Source organism: Legionella sheltonii (assembly GCF_026191355.1).
In the GTDB taxonomy this organism is placed as follows: Bacteria; Pseudomonadota; Gammaproteobacteria; order Legionellales; family Legionellaceae; genus Legionella; species Legionella sheltonii.
In genome coordinates, this window is sequence record NZ_JAPHOQ010000016.1 from 37,468 (window position 1) to 58,009 (window position 20,542).

Sequence of the window (20,542 nt, forward strand, 5' to 3'; positions counted from 1 at the left end):
GAATGGTGTGGCGGGGGTCGTCCTTCGGCCCCGCTGCGCTGTACTCGGGCTATCTAAGTTTTATAATAATTACCTAAGAGGGTCTATTTTGAGTCAATTTGTATTTCATTCATTGGACTATCATCATTCGCTGCATGATTATTACCAAAAATTACGGCATCTACCTGGTTTTGTTCTTCTAGAAAGTACAGACCGCATTCATGGGCGTTATGATATTCTTAGTGCCTACCCTTATGATTCCATCCAAATTGCTCACAGCTCTTCCGATTTATCGTATTTATTAAAGGAAATAAATCACATTTTATCTCCATTACCCTCTGTGTCCGATCTTCCTTTTCAAGGCGGGGCTTTGGGATATGTATCTTATGATCTTGGTGCAAAGTTATTTGGAATAAACTCCCAGATACAACCCACATTAGAGAATATGCCTTTATTGGATCTTGGTTTGTATGATTGGGCAATAATTGTAGATCATCATAAAAAAATTATTACATTGTTTGCAGCAAATACGCATCCATCAACCCCTAGAATAGTTGATGAAGTCATCGAATTATGGAGTAACTCTATTGGACAACCTGGCACCGCATTAATTAAAAGCAATTTTACTCCATTGGTATCAAAGCAGAATTACCAGGAGGCATTTTTCTCTATCCATCAATTCTTAAACGAAGGAAGAAGTTATCAGGTCAATCTTACTCAGCCTTTTCATGCTGCTTATGAAGGAGACAGTTGGTTTTTTTACGATAAAATTTGCAGAGAAAATCCTGTTCCTTTTGCTGCCTTTATGAAAACAAAGCATGCAGATATTTTAAGTTTCTCTCCAGAGCGTTTTCTATTTCATGAGGCAGGTAAATTGGTCGCATCTCCTATTAAAGGAACAATAGGGCGTTCTAATAATCTCCTCGGTGATGAGCAGTTAAAAAACAAATTAAGTTCTTGTGAAAAAAATCGGGCTGAGAATGTCATGATTGTTGATTTGTTGAGGAATGATTTAGGTAAAATTGCTCTGCCTGGTTCAGTACACGTAACCCATTTATGTGAAGTACAAAGTTATAATTCAGTGCATCATTTAGTAAGTACAATTGAAGCGCAATGCATACCAACAATTCTACCTTTTGAGACATTTTTATCCTGCTTTCCTGGGGGATCTATTACAGGTGCACCGAAAATTGAGTCCATGCGAATTATTCATGAGCAAGAATCGTATGCACGAGGAATTTACTGTGGGTCGATAGGCTATTTTTCACGACATGGACGATTTGATACAAATATTGCTATTCGTACAGTCACCGCAAAAGAAAATATTTTGCATTTAGCTGCTGGTGGTGGAATTGTTATTGACTCTGACTGTGAAGATGAATATCGTGAATGTTTCATCAAAATAGCAGCGGTCATTAATGGACTTAACTGAATCTAAAAATAAAAAAATTGTGCATTCGGCAGTGGTTGTTTTGTATGAAAAATTATCCGATTCGTTAATTTTGACAAAACGTAGTGATCAACTGCGAACACATCCCGGTGAAATATGTTTCCCTGGTGGCTCATGGGAGGAAGGGGATGAAAATTACTATGCTACAGCGCTTCGAGAATTGAAGGAAGAGTTGGGTATTGCTCCAGACCGTATTACACTGATAAGAGAATTGGACATACAGAATACTCTTCTAGGAAGTATTATTCATCCTTGGTTTGCGAGTGTTGAGTCTGTTCATCCCTATGAGTTAAATTCTCATGAAGTAGTTCGCCTTATCCCTATCCCAATGACATTAGTTCAAGATGCAAAAAATTATAAAGATTTTATGATTGAGCGAGGCGGACGTCGTTATGTCACCTGTGAATTTACCGCGAATAAGGATTGGGTATGGGGTGCAACAGCCCGCATAATGAGGCAATTAGCTAAATAGGAGTATAGGAGAATTAGCAGTGCAGGTCATTTCGAGTGTAGCGATGGACCTCCTCGCCTAGGATGGCGGTGTCAGCTCCCGGATTAGTTGCGCTAATCCGGGCTGCAAATGCTACCATCATTAAATGGCCACAGCGGGTTTTGTTTCTGGATGGCTAGGAGAAGTAGTCGCATGACTGTCTTTAAGTGCCCGACGAAGAATTTTTCCCACATTTGTTTTGGGAAGCTCATTGTAAAATTCAACTACTTTAGGGACTTTATAAGCGGTTAGATGTTCGCGACAATAAGCAATAATTTGTTCCGCAGTTAAACTAGGATCTCTTTTCACAATACAGGCTTTAACACGCTCACCAGATTCTTTATCAACAATGCCAACAACCCCAACCTCTAAAACACCGGGGTGCATTGCAATCACTTGTTCTACTTCATTTGGATAAACATTAAATCCGGAGACGAGTAACATATCTTTTTTACGATCAACTAAATAAATAAAACCTTCTTCATCCATTTTGCCAATGTCACCAGTTTTTAAATAGCCATTTTTAGTAAATACCAATGCAGTTTCATCAGGTCGTTTCCAATATCCAGGAGTTACCTGAGGTCCTTTAATACATATTTCGCCACTTGTACCTATTGGTACTTCATGTTCCTCATCATCGAGAATAATCACATCTGTAGAAGGAAGCGGTAGTCCTACACTTCCGTTATATTCAACAAGGTTCATCGGATTTATGATGGCAGCAGGACTGGTTTCAGTTAAGCCATAAGCTTCTAATACGGGAGTTTTAGTAACTTCCAACCATTTAAGGGCTACGCTTTTTTGCAAAGCCATTCCACCAGCAAGTGAAATTTTCAGTTTACTGAAATCAACTTCTTTAAATTTGGGATGATTTAATAATACATTAAACAGTGTATTAACACCTGTAATTGCTGAAAAATGCGCTTTTTTTAATTCTTTAATAAAGTGCCCTACATCACGGGGATTGGTGATCAAGATGTTTTTTGCACCTAGTTTTAAAAAAGTTAAACAATTCGCAGTAAGAGAAAAAATATGATAAAGAGGAATTGCCGTAACAATGATTTCATCACCATCTAAACCTATTGGTTTAATCCATGAATCGGCTTGAAGGACATTGGAGACCATATTCCCATGAGTTAAAACAGCACCTTTTGCCACACCGGTTGTTCCTCCGGTATATTGTAAAAATGCAATGTCATCATGATCCAATTCGACATGATGAAGGGGCGACTGTTTTCCTTCAAGCAATGCGTAATTAAAAGCTACTGCGTGAGGAATGTTATAAGCAGGCACCATTTTTTTTACATATTTAATTATTGAATTGATAATAATTCGTTTTGTCGTCGGAAACAGATCGGCTATCTCAGTGACAATGACATGTTTTAATGTGGGCATGGAATTTAATGCTTTTTCAACGGTTTTTGCAAAATTAGCGAGTACAATAATTGCTTCAGCACCAGAGTCATTAATCTGATGAATCAGCTCGTCAGAAGTATAAAGAGGATTGGTATTAACAACTACATATCCTGCTCGTAAGATGGCAAATAGAGCTACCGGATATTGAATTACGTTAGGGAGCATGATTGCTACTCGAGTCCCTTTATCCAATTTAAGTTGTTGAAGATAAGCAGCTAAATCTCTGCTCAATTCATCCAGTTCACTAAAAGTAATACTGCTCCCCAAATTGGTATATGAGGTTTTCTTAGCATAACGCGTGCAGGATTCTTTAAACAAATCTACGAGGGAAGAATATTGACTTGCGTCAATTTCGTGCGGAACTCCTTTCTGATATTGTTCAAACCACCGTTTATCCACCTTAATATCCTTCTGTTATTGGTTTTCACATGTTAGTATAAACAAAAATATTGGTTATGGATATCATACTCATGGGTGAACATATAACGCAAACTCAAGCATTTAAGCTTAAAGGTCGTCTTTATACATTTACTGTATTGCATGTATTAAATACGGACCCAGATTTTTTTTCGCAACAACTAGCTGATACTGTTGCTAAAGCCCCGAAGTTATTTGAGCATACTCCCGTTGTTTTTGATTTGTCTTCGGTGCAACAGTTGGAGTTTGATTTGCAGACTTTACTGCAGGCGGCGCGTACTCAAGGGATGATTCCTGTTGCGATTCAAGGAGGAAGTGTATTACACAACACGTTAGCTCAATGTCATGGGTTAGCGGTATTACATGCATCTTCGACGCAAGATAAGCCGATTATTGAACGACCAATTGAAAACAATCATCACGATGCAGCAAAATCAATAACAAAATTAATTACCACACCGGTTCGTTCAGGACAGCAAGTCGTAGCAAAAGGTGCCGATCTTGTGGTTGCTGCTTCAGTGAGTCATGGTGCTGAATTATTGGCAGATGGCTGTATTCATGTATATGGCGCTTTAAGAGGCAGAGCTTTAGCGGGTATCTCGGGTGATAAGGAAGCACGAATTTTTTGTCAGTCACTTGAGGCCGAGTTGGTATCAATTGCTGGATTTTATCGCTTAAGTGATGCGATTCAACCTTATAATGGACCTTGTCAAATTTACCTAATGGATGAACACATACATATTGAGCCTTTATGATAGAAGTTGCTTTTATTTCTGATCTTCATTTGCATCCAGAAGATCAGGCCATCGAGGAGCGTTTTGATCAATTTGTGGAATGGGCAAAAATTTCAGTTAAAAATGTTTATATCCTCGGTGATTTTTTCCATGCCTGGGCTGGTGATGATACTATCGATGAATGGAGCAGAAATATTGCCAATCAGCTATTTTCTTTAAAAAAACAGGGCATTAACCTGTTTTATATGCATGGAAATCGTGACTTTTTATTGGGGAAAACTTTTGCAAAGCTTGCGGGATGGACTATTTTAGCGGAGCCGACAGTAATCCAATTAGGGCAGGAAAAAATACTCCTAGTCCATGGTGATCGATATTGTACTAAAGACTTAGCGCATCAGCGCTTTAGACTGATAACTCGAAATAGAATATTTTCAATTTTATTTTTAAGTTTACCAATTAAATATCGTCAACGGTTAGTGAAGCAAATACGTTATCGAAGTCAGATGAATCAGAACAAATCTGTAGAAGAAATGGATGTTGTTGCTGATGAAGTAATTAAGCATATGTCACGTTATCGAGTAACTCAATTAATTCATGGTCATACACATAAACCCGGCATCACCTTGTATCAAAATAATTCGCAAGAATTAAGGCGTTATGTACTCAGTGATTGGGATGACAAACCCCATGTGTTGTGTTATGATCATACAAAAGGGCTCTATTTTGCCCACATGTAATTTTGGAGTGTTAGGTTATGACCCGAAATAAAACAGAGCTTGAAGAGCAAAAGCAAGAAGCGAATAAAACTTCTCTGGAGGGAGCGGAAAAACTCCGAAAAGAACAAAGAGATAAAGAGTACAATGCAGCGCTAGAGACCGAACAAGCCAAACAGCGACAGCAGTGGGCCAAGGTTATGGATGAGTTGAGAAGCAAACATAAACTCAAAAATCGAAAAGAGGGCGGCCCTGAAACTTATTGGGAAGAAGTAGATCAATTGGCTGAACATCTGATTAACTCAGACCAAAACTCCACCATTGACTGGCGTTCTAATATGATGTCCTTGCTTAATTTATTAACAAAATTGAATAAAGCGATAAACATATCGTCAGAACAAGTTGCCGGTGAGGGATTAGACCTCGTGAAGCAGGCTACTAGACCTATTCCCGTGCTTGGACATCTATTTCATCCTAATGAAAAGATATATCAGTCGCTTAAAACAGCGATAGTTCATAAAGCGATTAGAGGCAAAAGCGGTATAGATTTCCCCGTCTTAGAGCAAAAGGTTTCATTTAAAGATGGAAAAGTTAACATAGCCGACTTAACTCGTGCCGATGATGGTTCTTCCTTAGCTGCAGATATCCAGCGTGGAAAAGAAGAAAATCCAGCGAATAAAGCGTTTAAAAAATTTGTTGATATTTGGTTAGAAGAACAGGGTTATCTACCGGTTCCACACGCCAATAAAGGTGTGTATCGACATCATGCAACTGGTGTATTATTGAATGAGGATAAATTTAAAGAATTAAATGATAATAGAAATACTAGCTTTGCTACATTCCTCAAAGACAATGCCACCTTGAAATATGATGAACAAAAAGAGGAGCAGAGTACTCCCACTCCTCCTTAATCACTCTCTATCAGGATTGCGGTATTCCGCTATGAAAACGGAATACTGTATCCGTTGATAAAATAAAATCATTTTCTAATGATAAAAACAATTGTAAACGCTGTTCTATATTTCCACCGTATAATTTTGCCAGTCGCAGATAATCCTCAAAATGACGCGCTTCTGATTTAATTAAAGTTCCATAGAATTTGATCAAGTCCTTATCTTCAAGATAAGGGATAATCGCATGAAAACGCTCACAGGAACGGGCTTCAATAATGGCACCAATAATCAGCTGATCACATAGACGTTGAAGGACATTTCGGCTGGTAACCTGTTTATGCATTTGGGTCGCATAGCCTGAAGGTTGCAAAGGACAAAATTGAATTCCTCTTTGGGCCATAAAATGAATTACTTTTTCAAAATGAAGTAACTCTTCCCGAGCTAAAGGAGACATCACGTCAACCAGTTCCTTTTTTTCTGGATATTTGCTCATAAAATTAATGGCAGTTGCTGCTGCTTTGCGTTCACAATGGGCATGGTCGATCAACAGCAAAGGAATATGAGTTGCTGCGAAATCCAACCATACTTGTGGTGTTTTTACCTGAAGAAAATCATTTAATAATTGTAAATCATTGTCTAAACGTTTTAACATCTGCGAGATACACTATACTTATAAAAATAAACTGTCTTATATCATATACCTTAATGAAATTGAATTGGATGAAAAATGAACGGGGAAGAAATTGATAATGAATTAAACCAATGGTTTTCAACTTATGGTGCAATAACAGCTGAACGTATATTAGGAAGATACAACGTTAATTTAGCTCAAACGGACCTAGTTGCAGCAATTAAAAGTCCATTTAGTTTTTACCATCGATTAATACAAGTTCCATTAAAAAGCGTACTCAATGGTATCGTCTTACAGCAGGCGAATGATTATCATGTTTATGTCCAGAAATTATTTATTGATTATTTACTTTCTGGTGAAAATTCTAAAGGTGAAGAGGCTCAAGGCGCCGCAACACGTGAAATTATAGAAAATGAGCGGCAACAATTAGTTGCACTGGGTGATGCGTTTCAAAAGGTGCAGGGGGATCAGGATTATTTGATTGCTAACAGTCAACGTATTTTGATTCAAATGACTCAACAATTTAATGCCGAACTTGAAAAAGCACTCAGCTCGCTTAACAAACTACTAAAAGCTACTGGTCTCACCGTGAAAAAGAGTCAAATTCGGCATGCTATTAATCATGCACTGATTTATTGTAATGCAACGGAAATTCAAACTAATGGTTCTCTTTTTATAGAGAAAATGAATGAAGTGCTGAAGGTTTCCCTAACAGAAGACTTAAAAGGTAAAATGTTAACTGCATTATCAGAAATATTGCAAATGAACATCGATTTTGATGAGCAAATCATGGATTATGTTCAGCAAACCGACGAAATTAATCGGTCAGCCAATTCGTATCGAAATCAGTTTTTTGATACGATTATTCGTGTTATTGATTTAATGAAATCCTTGCCTGAATACAAAATTGATCCCGAGCAAGATGCGATTAACAGAGAGCCTTTATATTTTGATAAAAGTATAGGGTCCCTATAATTTCTCAATCGATATAGGAAAGCAAAACAACTTCGGTATCTGTTTTGCTTTTATCATCAAGACCATAATCATATAAAAATGAATTTATATTAGCCATGTAGCCAGTATTTCGTGTATAATATGGCACTTTAACTAACCCCCTTATGGAGTCCCTGATGGCAAAAGAAACAACATTGTCAATTATTAAGCCCGACGCAGTTGCTAAATCGGTTATAGGTCAAATTTATACTCGTTTTGAAAGTGCTGGCTTAAACATAGTCGCTGCAAAAATGATGCAACTTTCACGTGAACAAGCAGAAAGTTTTTATGACATTCACCGCGCACGTCCTTTCTTTAAAGATTTGGTAGAATTCATGATTTCAGGTCCTGTGATGATTCAGGCATTACAAGGCGAGAATGCGGTAATGAAAAACAGAGACATCATGGGTGCAACAAATCCTAAAGAAGCTGCTCCTGGAACCATACGTGCTGATTTTGCTGATAGCATTGATGCCAATGCAGTTCATGGTTCAGATAGCCTAGAAAATGCTGCTCGTGAAATTGCATTCTTCTTTGAACCTCATGAAATTTGTGAACGATAAAAATTAGGTTTTAGATATTTAATGACAGTAGTAATGTAGCGCTGAGCAGCGCTATAACCCTGTCATCCCGGCGTCGCGAAATATCTCCTACTATAGCACAGTGTTACGAGGGGAGATCCCTCGTTGCACTCGGGATGACGGCAGCTTCACTGCGTTGCTCAAGAACTACATTTATCTTGTCTAATGTCATTAAATTTGGAGTAAAAATGACTGTGCAAAAAGTAAATCTGCTGGATTATAATTACCAACAAATGCGTGAACTGCTGGATAGCTGGGGCGAACAACCTTATCGTGCCCAACAAATAATCCAGTGGATTCATCAAGCAGGTTTATCTGACTTCACTAAAATGACGAATCTTAGCAAGTCATTAAGAGAAAAGCTTACGCAACTTTCATATATTAAATTACCTGAAATCGTTGCTTGTCAAAAATCGAATGATGGTACCCACAAATGGCTTTTAAAACTGGATTGTGGTAATTGCATTGAGACAGTATTTATTCCTGAAGCTAATCGTGGAACTTTATGTGTTTCCTCACAAGTAGGCTGCGCTTTAAATTGTTCTTTTTGTTCCACGGCAAAACAAGGTTTTAATCGCAATTTATCCACTGGTGAAATCATTGGTCAGGTTTGGTTAGCAGTACGTGAATTATCATTACAACAAGGTGCCCATGACAAAAGAGTCACAAATGTGGTGATGATGGGTATGGGGGAACCTTTACTCAATTTTGATAATGTAGTGTCAGCAATGAATATTATGATGGATGATTTTGCTTATGGATTATCAAAACGTCGCGTTACTTTAAGTACTTCTGGCGTATTGCCTGACTTGGAGCGTTTAAGAGAGGTAAGTCCTGTAGCTCTTGCTGTTTCATTACATGCACCTAATGATGAATTAAGAAATGAGTTGGTTCCTATAAATAAAAAATATCCATTGGCTCAGCTAATGGCCTTGTGTAAAACTTATTTTAAAAATGAACCGCGAAGAAAAGTGACTTTTGAATACGTAATGCTTAAGGGTGTTAACGACCAACCATTGCATGCAAAGCAATTGATAAAGTTGTTGCGTAATGTTCCAGCCAAAGTCAATTTAATTCCTTTTAATCCTTTCCCGATGACACAGTATGAGCGTTCATCTCAGGAAGCAATTGATGCCTTTAGAGATATGTTAATCGCCCAAGGTATTAATACAATTACTCGAAAAACACGCGGTGATGATATCGATGCGGCATGTGGTCAATTGGCGGGTGAGGTAAAAGACAGGACAAGTCGTTCTCAAAGATGGCAAAAACTACACTTTATGCCTAAAGCAAATCAAGAGCTGAAGACTGTAGAATAATTGCTGCAAGGTGAATGTCTGTTCGCTTTGATTAAGTAGCATAAATCCGAGATCTTTTTGACGTAATCCCAGTATAGCGAAGGACTTCACATCGTAACACGGTGCTAGTGGTGGGCATCTGTCGCTATTCTAGTGATGATGGAAGTGTCGTTTCATTGTCTCTAGGCCCCAATTTTGTTATGTGAATTACAGTAAAAGTCATTATTTGTGACAAATCATTTTTAATTTATTTGTAAGCGGTTATAATGCGCAATCATTTCTAACCTTAGTGTGAAATATTGTGTTTAAAAAGTTTTATCTCTTGTTGATTGTAACCTGTCTGTTTTTGCAGGCATGTGCGCATGATGAAGAAAGTGAAACACAGAATTTAAAAAAACCGGATCTCAGTAAGGCTGCGTCATATAATGTTCAGTTGGGATTAGGTTATTTAAAACAAGGTGATAGACCGAGGGCGAAGAAAAAGCTGATTACAGCATTAGAGCAAGAACCGAATTCACCTGATGTTAATTCGGCGATGGCTTACTATTTTGAACAAACAAAAGAGTTGGATCAAGCAGAGAAATATTATTTAAAAGCACTGTCGGTAGCAGGAAACGGCGGCCCCCAGCTTAATAATTACGGGGCTTTTCTATGCAGACAAGGTGATTATAAAAAAGCTGAAGCTTACTTTTTAAAAGCGGTTAATGATTTAAAATATTTGAATACTGCAGGAGCTTATGAAAATGCAGGTCTTTGTGCGCTATCAGCTCCCAATGAAGATAAAGCCAAGAGCTATTTCGCAAAAGCATTAAATCAGGACCCCTCTCGAAAAGTGTCTTTTTACGAATTACTAAAACTTGAACTTAAAATGGGACATGATTCAGAGGCATTTGCTCTGGTACAGAAGCATCCTGAGCTCGTTTTGAATGATAAGGCATTATTAATTTTGGCCAAAGAAGCCTCTGATAAAGTTGGGCAACATGCTATAGCTGCAGCATATGAACAAAGCATAAATAATTTGAATTCCAATATCGATAATAGTGGAGTAAATAATGAATACAACAACCACGCTGGATGAAAATATAATAGAGCATGATAAGAATCCAGGCGAGCAACTTGCTAGTATACGCCAACAAAAAGGATATACAGTTGAGTATGTTGCCAATAAATTGCATTTAAGGGCTCGTATAATTGAATTAATTGAAAACAATGAATTTCATTTGTTACCAGAACCTGTTTTTGTTAAAGGTTACTTGCGTGCCTATGCTAAATTACTAGGTACTTCCCCTGAGCCTTATTTAGCCATATTTAATGAGCAGTTTGTTGTTGAGAAAAAATCGGATCGCGCGCTCTTATGGCAGCAAAGTAAACGTGAATCTCATAAGGCAGAACACGTTATTCGATGGTTTACAATTTTATTTGCTTTAGGTGTGATCGTTGCTGTAGGTGTTTGGTGGCAAAAAAATAGGGATACCCAACAGGTATTTCCTGCCAAAAATGCTCCTGCTGATTTATCGTTAAATCAAACACCAGCAATGGAAACTACGGAGCTGAAGCTTACTGATATATCAAAAATGCAATCATTATTAAATCCTAAACAGGAAATGTCTCCTTTGGAGAAAATAGGTGGCTGAGCGAATTCAAGCAATACGAGGAATGAATGATATTTTGCCTGATGCAACGGCATCTTGGCGAACTATTGAGCAAATCTTTGTGAGGGTGTTGTCTAGTTTTGGTTATCAGGAAATCCGTTTTCCACTTGTTGAAAGTACCCAATTATTCAAACGGACTATAGGTGAAGTAACCGATATAGTCGAAAAAGAAATGTATACTTTTAATGACTTAAATGGGGACAGTATTACCTTAAGACCCGAAGGTACTGCAGGCTGTGTTCGTGCTTGCTTGCAAAACGGGCTTTTGCATAATCAACAGCAAAAATTGTGGTATCTAGGCCCTATGTTTCGTCATGAAAGACCTCAGAAAGGACGATATCGACAATTCAATCAATTAGGTGTGGAGGTTTTTGGAATACCCGGTGCAATGGTTGAATTGGAGTTAATTTCAATTTGTCGTAAATTTTGGGAGCAATTAGGATTTGCCGATTCGGTGCAGTTACAGGTGAATACCTTGGGTGAGTTAGAGGAACGCCAGCGTTATAAAAAAATTCTTGTCGAGTATTTGACAGATCATGAAAATCAGTTGGATGAGGACAGCAAGCGCCGATTAACTCGCAACCCATTAAGGATTTTGGACAGTAAAAACCCTGAAATGCAGCAGTTATTGGCTAACGCACCAAAATTAATGGATGTTCTTGATGGAAAAAGTCGTGAGCATTTTCAGTCATTTTGTGAGGGTTTGGAGGAATTAAAGGTACCTTATGTAGTCAATCCTGTTTTAGTCAGGGGGCTCGATTATTATGGACATACCGTCTTTGAGTGGGTAACTGATAAATTAGGTAGCCAGGCTACTGTCTGTGCCGGAGGACGATATGATATATTGGTGGAACAATTAGGCGGTAATCCAACGTCTGCTGTAGGTTTTGCATTAGGTATAGAGAGAATATACTTGTTGATGGAAACATTGACTCTTCTGAAGGAAGAGAGAAAAAAGAATGCATTGTATATTATTACTGACAATGATCAGGCGGTGATAAAAGGACTTGTAATTTCTGAATTGATACGTAGCGCTTATCCAGAAATTGAAGTATCCGTAAATACTGCGGGTGGTAGTTTCAAAAGCCAATTCAAAAAAGCAGATAAAAGTGGTGCACGACTCGCTTTAATTTTAGGTGAAAATGAATTAGCAAATCAACAAATCAGTATTAAAGATTTACGTAATGAAGCGGAGCAAATTACTGTGGATCAAAATATGATCAATCAAGTATTAAAAGATTATTTCGAGTGAGGTAGGAGAACGCTATGTCAGTTTATATGACTGAAGAGGAACAATTAGAATCGATAAAAAAATGGTGGAAGCAATACGGTAATCTTGTCACCGTAGTATTATCGCTTATCCTCTTTGGTATTGCAGGATATCGATATTTGCATTGGCATCAGGAAAAGCTGACACAACAGGCATCAATTGCCTATGAACAAATGATGGTTGCTCTGTCGAATCAAAATATTAAATCGGTACGAGCCTATGCGAATGAATTGATTCATGAACACAGTAATACAGTCTATGCTGATGCAGCACATATGACTCTTGCGAAAATTTACGTATCGAAAAATAAACTGGATAAGGCAACAGAAGAGCTACAAGCTGTTGCAGCAAACAGTAAGATGATGTCTTTAAAGCAGATCGCCAAGATCCGTTTGGCACGAATTTTGGCCGCAGAAAAATCTTATACAAATGCCCTTAAGGAACTGAGCAGTGTCGATGATAATACTTATTTACCAGTCATTAATGAATTAAAAGGTGATATTTATGGAGCTACTGGTCAATATCAGGAAGCCATGACTTCCTACAAACTGGCTTTGGATGAAGTGAAAAATAATGGAATGGGTAATTTATTTTTAGAAATGAAAACTAATGCGATAGCAAGTAAATCACATTCAATGATTTCTGAGAATAAAAAGGTCGAGTCTGCATAACTATTAAATAGGTGCCTGTAAGCAGTGGCGTGAAACGTCTAATTTTCCTTGTTTTTCGCGTTTGCTCAGGATGTAAATTCAAAGCGGATATCACAATTATTGATATATTTTGTATAGCACAAATTTGAGGTTTAATTTTCATGAAAATGAAATTATTTATTTTAATTCTCTGTACCTTAATTCAGGGATGTTCAAAACTTGATGATTACATGTTAGGTAAAGACAATACGCCACAACCTAAAGAGCTGAAGCAAGTTAAAGATAAAATTAAAGTGGAGCAAAATTGGACTACTGCTGCAGGTAAGGCTTCTAAAAATAAAGAATATCTAAGGATAAAACCTGTAGTCAGTGGCGGTGTTATTTATACTGCAGACACTAGTGGTTTAGTACAAGCAATTAATAAACATAATGGTAAAGTAAAATGGGCTACAGAGCTGAAGCATGGTTTAGTTAGTGGTCCTGCTGTAGCTCATGGATATATTGCTGTAGGCACTAATAACTCATCATTAGTAGTGCTAAATCAAAATGATGGTAGAAAATTGTGGCACGCCAAGGTTACTGGAGAAATTTTATCGCCCCCTACTATTCTAGGTAAAAAAGTAATCGTTAAGACAATCGATGGTAGAGTTTATGCATTTAATGCCGCAGACGGTAAGCAGTCGTGGATGGCAGAGCATGGAGCACCGAGCTTAATTCTTAAGGCCGGCTCGTCTCCTGTTGCTATGGGAAATCTAGTGTTAATTGGTTTTTCTGATGGTAAATTGGATGCATACGATCGAGAAACAGGGCGATTAGTATGGCAACGAAGTATTGCATATGCCTCGGGCTCCAGTGATGTAGAGCGCTTAGTCGATATCGACGCTGATCCAATTATCGACAATAATGTAGTGTATCTTGCGAGTTATCAGGGATATATTGGTGCACTTTCTTTGACTGATGGACAATTTATTTGGAGAAAGCCAGGTTCTGTCTATAAAAATATGGTATTAAATGGTAGTACCTTGTATATAACGGATAGTCATGATGTCTTATGGTCTATTGATAAGCGCAATGGCCAAGTTAATTGGAAACAAACCAGTCTGAAAGCAAGAGGATTGACTGAACCAGCGCTGGTGAAAAATGATTTGGTTGTAGGGGATAAAACGGGCTATCTCCATTTTATTGATGCTCAGACTGGTGAAATTATAGCTCGTTCAAAAGTTTCAGGTGGTGTCAGTATTTCTCCAAGCGTGGTTGGAAGAAAGTTATATGTATTAACAGACAATGGAATGCTTAATCAATTATCTGTGAGTTAATAAATGATCCCTGTGATTGCACTTGTTGGGCGTCCTAATGTTGGTAAGTCTACCTTATTTAATAGGTTAACGAAGACGCAAGATGCCCTCGTTGCTGATTTTCCTGGCTTAACTCGCGATAGGCAGTATGGCCAAGCCCAGCATGATAATAAACACTATATCGTTGTTGATACTGGTGGTATTGGTGTTGACGATATTGCTGTTGATAATTTAATGTCGAAACAATCAGAGATAGCACTGAATGAAGCGGATGTTGTTCTTTTTTTAGTTGATGGACGCTCAGGCCTGACTGGTATAGATGAAAAAATTGCCAATAATTTGCGTAAATTAAGTAAAAAGATACATCTCGTGGTTAATAAAACGGAACAGATGGATGATGATGTGGCTTGTGCTGATTTCCATGCCTTGGGTATTGTAGATATTCATTCCATTTCATCATCCCATGGTAGCGGTATTAGAGAGCTCCTTGATAATGTATTAGCACCATTTGCATCGCAAGATGAGGCAACTGAAGAAGATAATGCAATTAAAATTGCCTTTGCTGGTCGTCCTAATGTTGGGAAGTCAACTTTGATTAACCGCATTTTGGGTGAAGAGCGGGTTGTAGTTTATGATATGCCTGGTACAACCAGAGACAGTATCGCAATTCCTTTTGTTCGTGATGAGCAGAAATATGTTCTGATTGATACAGCGGGTGTACGCAGAAAATCTCGAATTGATGAAAAAATAGAAAAGTTCTCAGTAATTAAAACATTGAAAGCCATTGAAGAATCTAATGTGTGTCTACAACTTCTTGATGCAAGGGAAGGAATTACTGATCAAGACATGAATTTGATTGGTTTTATTATTGAATCCGGTAAGGCTTTAGTTATTGCAGTAAATAAGTGGGACGGTCTGGATGAGGAACATAAGGAAAAGGTAAAAAGTGAATTATCCAGAAGATTGCATTTTGCAAATTTTGCAAAAATTCGATTTATATCTGCTTTACATGGCAGCGGAGTGGGTAGCTTATTTAAAGACATAAATGAAGCTTATGCTTCAGCAGTCCAATCTTTTTCTACGCCCAGATTAACACGCTTACTTCAGGATCTTAGCACCAAACATACTCCTCCTTGCGTGAGTGGGCGCAGAATAAAATTGAGATATGCTCATCTTGGTGGTCACAATCCTCCTGTGATTGTAATTCATGGAAATCAATTGGCTGATTTACCTGATAGCTATAAGCGTTATTTAAATAATGAATTTATTAAACATTTGGGATTGGTAGGAACTCCTTTAAAACTTGAATTTAAAGGTGGAACAAATCCTTTTGCGGATAAAAAAGTTAAATTATCACAACGCCAAGTGAATAAAAAAAGAAGATTAATGAAGCATGTCAAAAAGAGAGAAAAAAGTAAGAAATAATAACACTATAATCGGAGGTTACACTCCTTCATATTTTCTAGATTTATAGAGCGCTTTGCATTGTGAAATAATCTGTTTCATTCGTGTTGCACCAATATTTAATTTATTAAGAAGTGCAGGATTTTCAGCAATTGTTTTGCATAAGAGTATATTTTCCGCAAGTAATGTTTCGATTTCTGCTTTTGTAAAGTTGGTAATGCAGGTGATAGGATATAAACCTGAAAACTCAATTAACTCTTTTAAACTGCCTTTTTCTGGAAAATCCCAGCTAATTAAATGTAAGCCAGCGCACTGACCATATTGTATTGCGTCGTTGGTGAATCGAGTATTAGTAACAAGCCAGCCTTGGATCGTCTCTCCAGGCTTTTTGTTATACGCCTGCTCGATATCAAGAAAGCGAGCTTTGATATACAAAGTAATTTTTACATCACATGCAAGACCTAAACGATTATGGTATTTGCACTCGACAAAAACATGTTCGTTTTGACGTTCACCAACTACATCAACTTCATGGTTGACACAATATCCCTTGGTAATTTGATTATTAAGCACCTTATAGCCTTGATGTCGCATGAGCTCGGCGACGTATTTTTCAAAAGGATATCCAGAAAATCCGAGCTGCATAATCGCGCGTTTTAGATGATACTTACCCGCCAAGGCTTTTGACTGATTTCGTAGAAGCCGAAATGCAATGCGATAAATTTCATGTGTAGTCATTCCATCAACTACAGATTGTGTCACTTCATTAACAATTTTATTAATGAGTGATTCGTCCGCACCAACCCGTTTTAACGAGCGGTAGATGCGATGAGGATTGAAGGGAACTTTTTCACCGGTAGATTTAATGATACTAATAGGATTTGTAGGTGTAACGCTTCTATTCATTTATAGGTTCCACTTGAGTAGCAAATCAATGATATCTTGACTTATATTAATGTGATTTGAGGGATGAGGAATAGTGTTACAACTAATAATTTTGGATACATGAGAAACTAAAAGTTTTTGATACGCAGCGCCGGCAAAAATAGCATGAACACCGATACAAATAGCGGGTTGCATCATTAAGGAATGAATATGCTTCAATGTTTCTATCATTGTCATTCCACTAGATATAATATCATCAATGAGTATGGGGGTTGCTTGAATATATTGATTTATCCCGGGAATGGAAATTTCAACCTCGGTATCGCTCTTCCTGTTTTTCTCCAATATGGTGAAAGGAGCACTGGATTTTAATGCAATTGTTTCAACCCATTGCGCGCTTTCTGAATCAGGACCAATAAGAATTGGATTGGGTACATGCTGATGGATCCAGGAGGCAATCGCATTGGTCGCATGCAACACGGTAGTTGGTATTTCATAAATTTCATTTAAATTTTTCCAACGATGCAAGTGCGGATCAATCGTGATTAAGCCGTCAAAATATGAGGAAATCAATTGTGCAAAATAGGTGGAAGTAATGCCTTGACCTGATTCAAATACTTTATCTTGACGCATATAAGTAAGATAAGGAGCTATTAATATTATTTTGGATGCACCTAAAGATTTCACTGTTTGTGCAGCAAATAAAAGTGGAAGAATTTTCGGGTTGGGGTGCACCAGATTGATTACAAATATGACTATTCGCTGAGCCACATCAGAGTCAACTTGTACCACAGTTTCTTCATCCGGAAATTGATGAAAGCTCATTTCCCCAAACTCATAATTGCATTTTTTTTGGATTGTGTGCGCCAGTTCATCATGTCCAAATAATGTAAAAAGTATGGGTTTTTTCATGTACTGGCCTCAATTTGAAATATTTCATGCCCTTGCTTTAGGAAATTAAGAGCATAATTGAGTTCACTACGAGTTTCTGCGTAGATTCTAAAAAGGGGCTGAGATTTTTTGACTACCGAATGCAGTTCTGTTAATAACTCAACACCTGCTGCTTTTGATTTTGGTGCTCCAGCTAATTTTGCCATTTGAGAGATGTGACGATTATCAATGTTAATCACGATCCCTGAGCGTGTGGATTCAATTGTGTGAACAACCGGTGCTTTTTTTATCTCTCTTAGACCACCTTGAGCCCGGCAAATTGCTTCAAATTTAGCTAAAGCCTTGCCACTATTAAGTAAATGAGTTGCGATATTTAGTCCTTGACCTGGCAAGACCTGAGGGGAAAACTCTATGATATGACCTGCCAATACTAAAGCATGATCACGTAAATCTTGTGGCGCATTTTTATCGCAATTTAAAACGGATAATACATCCAATGCCTCTAAAACAGGCCCAATCCCACGACCTACTGGTTGTGATCCATCGCTGAATATTACTTTTATTTTGAGGTCAAATTCTTCGGCAACACACTCTAATAATTTTTTTAAAGATTCCGCCCTTTCAATGGAACGAACCTTAGCTGTGGTTCCTATAGGCATGTCAATAACTAGATGATTTGAGCCAGCAGCAATTTTTTTTGACAAAATAGAGGCAACCATTTGTCCCTCGCTATCAATGTTTGCAGTTCGTTCAATGCGGATTAGTAAATCGTCAGCAGGGCTTAATGACATGGATCCTCCCCAAACCAAGCAGCCGTTTTCTTGCTCCACAACTTTTTTCATTTCATTGAGTGTTAAATTAACCCTGGTGAATACTTCCATTGTATCTGCTGTTCCTGCTGGGGATGTGATGGCCCGTGAGGAGGTCTTGGGAATTACTAAGCCAAATGCAGCGACAATTGAAACAACAATAGGTGTTGTGCGATTTCCTGGTAAGCCACCCACAGAATGTTTATCCACGACAAACGGAAGATCCCAAGATAATTGTTGGCCAGAATGGATCATTGCTCGAGTAAGATCAATAATTTCTTTCTGTGAGAGTCTGTCACCACCGATCGCTGCGATATACATTGCTATATTAATGTCCGAAAGTTGTCCAGATACAATGTCTTTGATGATGTGGCTTGTCTGTTCAGCAGTTAATTCATTACCATAAATTTTGGAGCGAATGTAACTAAGAGAATCTAGTGGTTGAGGATGAATTACTGCAATCTCATCGCCTTCGTTTGCAGAGAGTAGTTCCCATGCGTAATTTGAAAGACTGGCTTCATTGTGTCTTAATAAATCAGTTTCTACCGTGTTTAATGTAGCAATAATAGAGCGCTTATTGAGTATAACCCGAACACGCGTTTGGGCAGTGAATCCTTCGGATATACAAATATAACAATCTTCTCGCATATAAATAACAGGTTCTTTATGCGTATTAATTCCTAAGTATTTAAGCGTCAAAGTTGTGTGCTTTTTACTCATAATTGCTCTTTTTGTTCATACTCAGGAATAGTACATTCCCAACCGAGTTGTGTTTCAATTTTGTTCTTTAAAGAAAGTGCAGCCTCTGGTTCTCCATGAGTTACAAAAGTTTTTTTAGGTGGTTGTTGGAATTGTTTAAGCCAACCGAGTATTTCACCATAATCGGCATGGGCTGAGGTACTTCGCATCGCTTCTACTTGAGCATTTATGGGGATGATTTTGCCATGGGCTTCAATAAACCTTTTACCTGCAAGAATTTCTGCACCTAGTGTTTCCTCTGCTTGGAACCCAGTAAACAATAGAGTATTACGTGGATCCGAAGCGTAGGATCTAATATGAAATACAATACGACCACCAGATGCCATGCCGCTTGCAGAGAGAATAATCTTGGGTGTTTTATCTAAATCCAATTCAATCGACTCATCCATGGCCCTCACGTAGGTAGCAACATCACAGAGCTCCTGACATTGGCTTTCGGTTAACCGAAGATCTTCTAGATGGTTATATAAAATTTGCGTTGCATTAATCGCCATAGGGCTATCTAAATAAATGGGAACATCTGGAATCGCATTTTCTTTCCTTAACTCAGAAAGATAATGCAATAATACTTGCGAACGACCCACAGCAAATGCAGGAATAATAACTGAGCCGCCTCGCCGAATGGTTTTATTAATAATCGTTTTTAATGTCTGCTTAGGTGGTTCTTTTTCATGCAGACGATCACCGTAGGTTGATTCAATGACAAGGTAATCAACCTGTTGAACTTCTGTAGGTTTCTTCATTACCGGATCATGCATTCTTCCTAAATCTCCACTAAAAAGAAGCGATGTATCCTGATATTGGATTCGTACAAACGATGAACCAACAATGTGCCCGGCAGGAATTAATTGAACACTTAGGTTATTATTCAGTTGTATCACTTTATTGTAGGCATGTGGCTGAAACAGCTTTAATGCATTTTCAGCATCTTCAAGCGTATAAAGAGGAAGAGCAGGGTGATGTTTTGAATAGTGGTACTCATTGGCGTGTTTGGCATCTTCTTCTTGGAGATGTGCACTATCACGTAATAAGAGCTCACATAAATCTTTAGTTCCGTACGTGCAATAAATGGGTTTATTGAAACCATTTTTTACTAATAAAGGTAGATAACCGGTATGATCAATATGGGCATGTGTGAGAATGACAGCATCCAATATTTCGGGATTAAACGGCAGTGGGCTCCAATTTCTTAGACGTAACTCCTTTGGACCTTGAAAAAGCCCGCAATCCACCAAAATATTTTTTTTATCAACTGAAAGAAGGTACTTGGAACCTGTAACAGTTCCATTGGCGCCAAGAAATGTCATTTGCATAATAATTAATCCTTTAATA

At 37.9% G+C, this 20,542-nt stretch carries 20 protein-coding genes; 14 read left to right on the forward strand and 6 right to left on the reverse strand.

The genetic code is table 11. The features are described from left to right. The first annotated feature begins 88 nt into the window (after nt 1–88). On the forward strand, nt 89–1,411 hold the full coding sequence (gene pabB / locus OQJ26_RS16630; protein ID WP_265704842.1) for an aminodeoxychorismate synthase component I: 1,323 nt from the start codon (nt 89–91) through the stop codon (nt 1,409–1,411). After that, the gene (locus OQJ26_RS16635) at nt 1,398–1,901 is read left to right on the forward strand and encodes an NUDIX hydrolase (RefSeq protein WP_265704843.1); all 504 of its coding nucleotides are present in this window, start codon (nt 1,398–1,400) and stop codon (nt 1,899–1,901) included. The genes pabB and OQJ26_RS16635 overlap by 14 nt, the downstream gene beginning before the upstream one ends. 120 nt (nt 1,902–2,021) lie before the next feature. Here the strand turns inward: OQJ26_RS16635 and OQJ26_RS16640 are convergent, their stop codons facing one another. Next, nucleotides 2,022–3,734, reverse strand: coding sequence for an AMP-binding protein (locus OQJ26_RS16640; RefSeq protein WP_265704844.1), 1,713 nt, complete (start codon nt 3,732–3,734; stop codon nt 2,022–2,024). A gap of 71 nt (nt 3,735–3,805) precedes the next feature. On the opposite strand from OQJ26_RS16640, the gene minC reads away from it, so the two are divergent. From minC to OQJ26_RS16655, 3 genes are read left to right on the forward strand one after another with little or no spacing between them, the layout of a single operon-like run. Then, entirely contained in the window at nt 3,806–4,507 is a 702-nt protein-coding gene (minC, locus tag OQJ26_RS16645; protein WP_265704845.1) for a septum site-determining protein MinC, read from the forward strand. Beyond that, nucleotides 4,504–5,223 (forward strand): UDP-2,3-diacylglucosamine diphosphatase, encoded by a 720-nt coding sequence (locus OQJ26_RS16650; RefSeq protein ID WP_265704846.1) that lies wholly within the window; start codon nt 4,504–4,506, stop codon nt 5,221–5,223. The genes minC and OQJ26_RS16650 overlap by 4 nt, the downstream gene beginning before the upstream one ends. 17 nt (nt 5,224–5,240) lie before the next feature. Continuing rightward, complete coding sequence (locus OQJ26_RS16655; protein WP_265704847.1) at nt 5,241–6,110, forward strand: hypothetical protein; 870 nt, start codon at nt 5,241–5,243, stop codon at nt 6,108–6,110. 10 nt (nt 6,111–6,120) lie between these two features. Here OQJ26_RS16655 and OQJ26_RS16660 read toward each other — a convergent pair whose 3' ends face one another. After that, nucleotides 6,121–6,744 (reverse strand): MiaE family protein, encoded by a 624-nt coding sequence (locus OQJ26_RS16660; RefSeq protein ID WP_265704848.1) that lies wholly within the window; start codon nt 6,742–6,744, stop codon nt 6,121–6,123. 75 nt (nt 6,745–6,819) lie between these two features. On the opposite strand from OQJ26_RS16660, the gene OQJ26_RS16665 reads away from it, so the two are divergent. The 9 genes from OQJ26_RS16665 (at nt 6,820) to der (ending at nt 15,887) form a co-directional block, all read left to right on the forward strand. Then, nucleotides 6,820–7,698, forward strand: coding sequence for a hypothetical protein (locus OQJ26_RS16665; RefSeq protein WP_265704849.1), 879 nt, complete (start codon nt 6,820–6,822; stop codon nt 7,696–7,698). A 155-nt stretch (nt 7,699–7,853) separates the two neighbouring features. Continuing rightward, on the forward strand, nt 7,854–8,279 hold the full coding sequence (gene ndk / locus OQJ26_RS16670; protein WP_265704850.1) for a nucleoside-diphosphate kinase: 426 nt from the start codon (nt 7,854–7,856) through the stop codon (nt 8,277–8,279). Between the two features lie 206 nt (nt 8,280–8,485). Further along, a complete protein-coding gene (gene rlmN / locus OQJ26_RS16675) occupies nt 8,486–9,616 on the forward strand; it encodes a dual-specificity RNA methyltransferase RlmN (protein WP_265704851.1) in 1,131 nt (376 codons plus the stop codon). A gap of 280 nt (nt 9,617–9,896) precedes the next feature. Further along, nucleotides 9,897–10,673 (forward strand): type IV pilus biogenesis/stability protein PilW, encoded by a 777-nt coding sequence (gene pilW, locus OQJ26_RS16680; protein ID WP_265704852.1) that lies wholly within the window; start codon nt 9,897–9,899, stop codon nt 10,671–10,673. Next, on the forward strand, nt 10,648–11,229 hold the full coding sequence (locus OQJ26_RS16685; RefSeq protein ID WP_265704853.1) for a helix-turn-helix domain-containing protein: 582 nt from the start codon (nt 10,648–10,650) through the stop codon (nt 11,227–11,229). The genes pilW and OQJ26_RS16685 overlap by 26 nt, the downstream gene beginning before the upstream one ends. Next, nucleotides 11,222–12,499, forward strand: a complete 1,278-nt coding sequence (gene hisS / locus OQJ26_RS16690; protein ID WP_265704854.1) for a histidine--tRNA ligase — start codon at nt 11,222–11,224, stop codon at nt 12,497–12,499. The genes OQJ26_RS16685 and hisS overlap by 8 nt, the downstream gene beginning before the upstream one ends. Before the next feature lie 14 nt (nt 12,500–12,513). After that, nucleotides 12,514–13,188, forward strand: a complete 675-nt coding sequence (locus tag OQJ26_RS16695) for a YfgM family protein (protein WP_265704855.1) — start codon at nt 12,514–12,516, stop codon at nt 13,186–13,188. Nucleotides 13,189–13,328: 140 nt separating this feature from the next. Then, nucleotides 13,329–14,483 (forward strand): outer membrane protein assembly factor BamB, encoded by a 1,155-nt coding sequence (bamB, locus tag OQJ26_RS16700; protein WP_265704856.1) that lies wholly within the window; start codon nt 13,329–13,331, stop codon nt 14,481–14,483. Between the two features lie 3 nt (nt 14,484–14,486). Continuing rightward, nucleotides 14,487–15,887 (forward strand): ribosome biogenesis GTPase Der, encoded by a 1,401-nt coding sequence (gene der, locus OQJ26_RS16705; protein WP_265704857.1) that lies wholly within the window; start codon nt 14,487–14,489, stop codon nt 15,885–15,887. 18 nt (nt 15,888–15,905) lie between these two features. Here der and OQJ26_RS16710 read toward each other — a convergent pair whose 3' ends face one another. The 4 genes from OQJ26_RS16710 to OQJ26_RS16725 are packed head-to-tail and all read right to left on the reverse strand — an operon-like array spanning nt 15,906 to nt 20,523. After that, nucleotides 15,906–16,772, reverse strand: coding sequence for an ATP cone domain-containing protein (locus OQJ26_RS16710; RefSeq protein WP_265704858.1), 867 nt, complete (start codon nt 16,770–16,772; stop codon nt 15,906–15,908). After that, nucleotides 16,773–17,663 (reverse strand): ribose-phosphate diphosphokinase, encoded by an 891-nt coding sequence (locus OQJ26_RS16715; protein WP_265704859.1) that lies wholly within the window; start codon nt 17,661–17,663, stop codon nt 16,773–16,775. After that, nucleotides 17,660–19,171 carry a thymidine phosphorylase family protein gene (locus OQJ26_RS16720; protein ID WP_265704860.1) on the reverse strand — a complete coding sequence of 504 codons (1,512 nt, stop codon included), beginning with the start codon at nt 19,169–19,171 and terminating at the stop codon, nt 17,660–17,662. The genes OQJ26_RS16715 and OQJ26_RS16720 overlap by 4 nt, the downstream gene beginning before the upstream one ends. Continuing rightward, entirely contained in the window at nt 19,168–20,523 is a 1,356-nt protein-coding gene (locus OQJ26_RS16725; protein WP_265704861.1) for an MBL fold metallo-hydrolase RNA specificity domain-containing protein, read from the reverse strand. The genes OQJ26_RS16720 and OQJ26_RS16725 overlap by 4 nt, the downstream gene beginning before the upstream one ends. Nucleotides 20,524–20,542 lie beyond the last annotated feature (19 nt).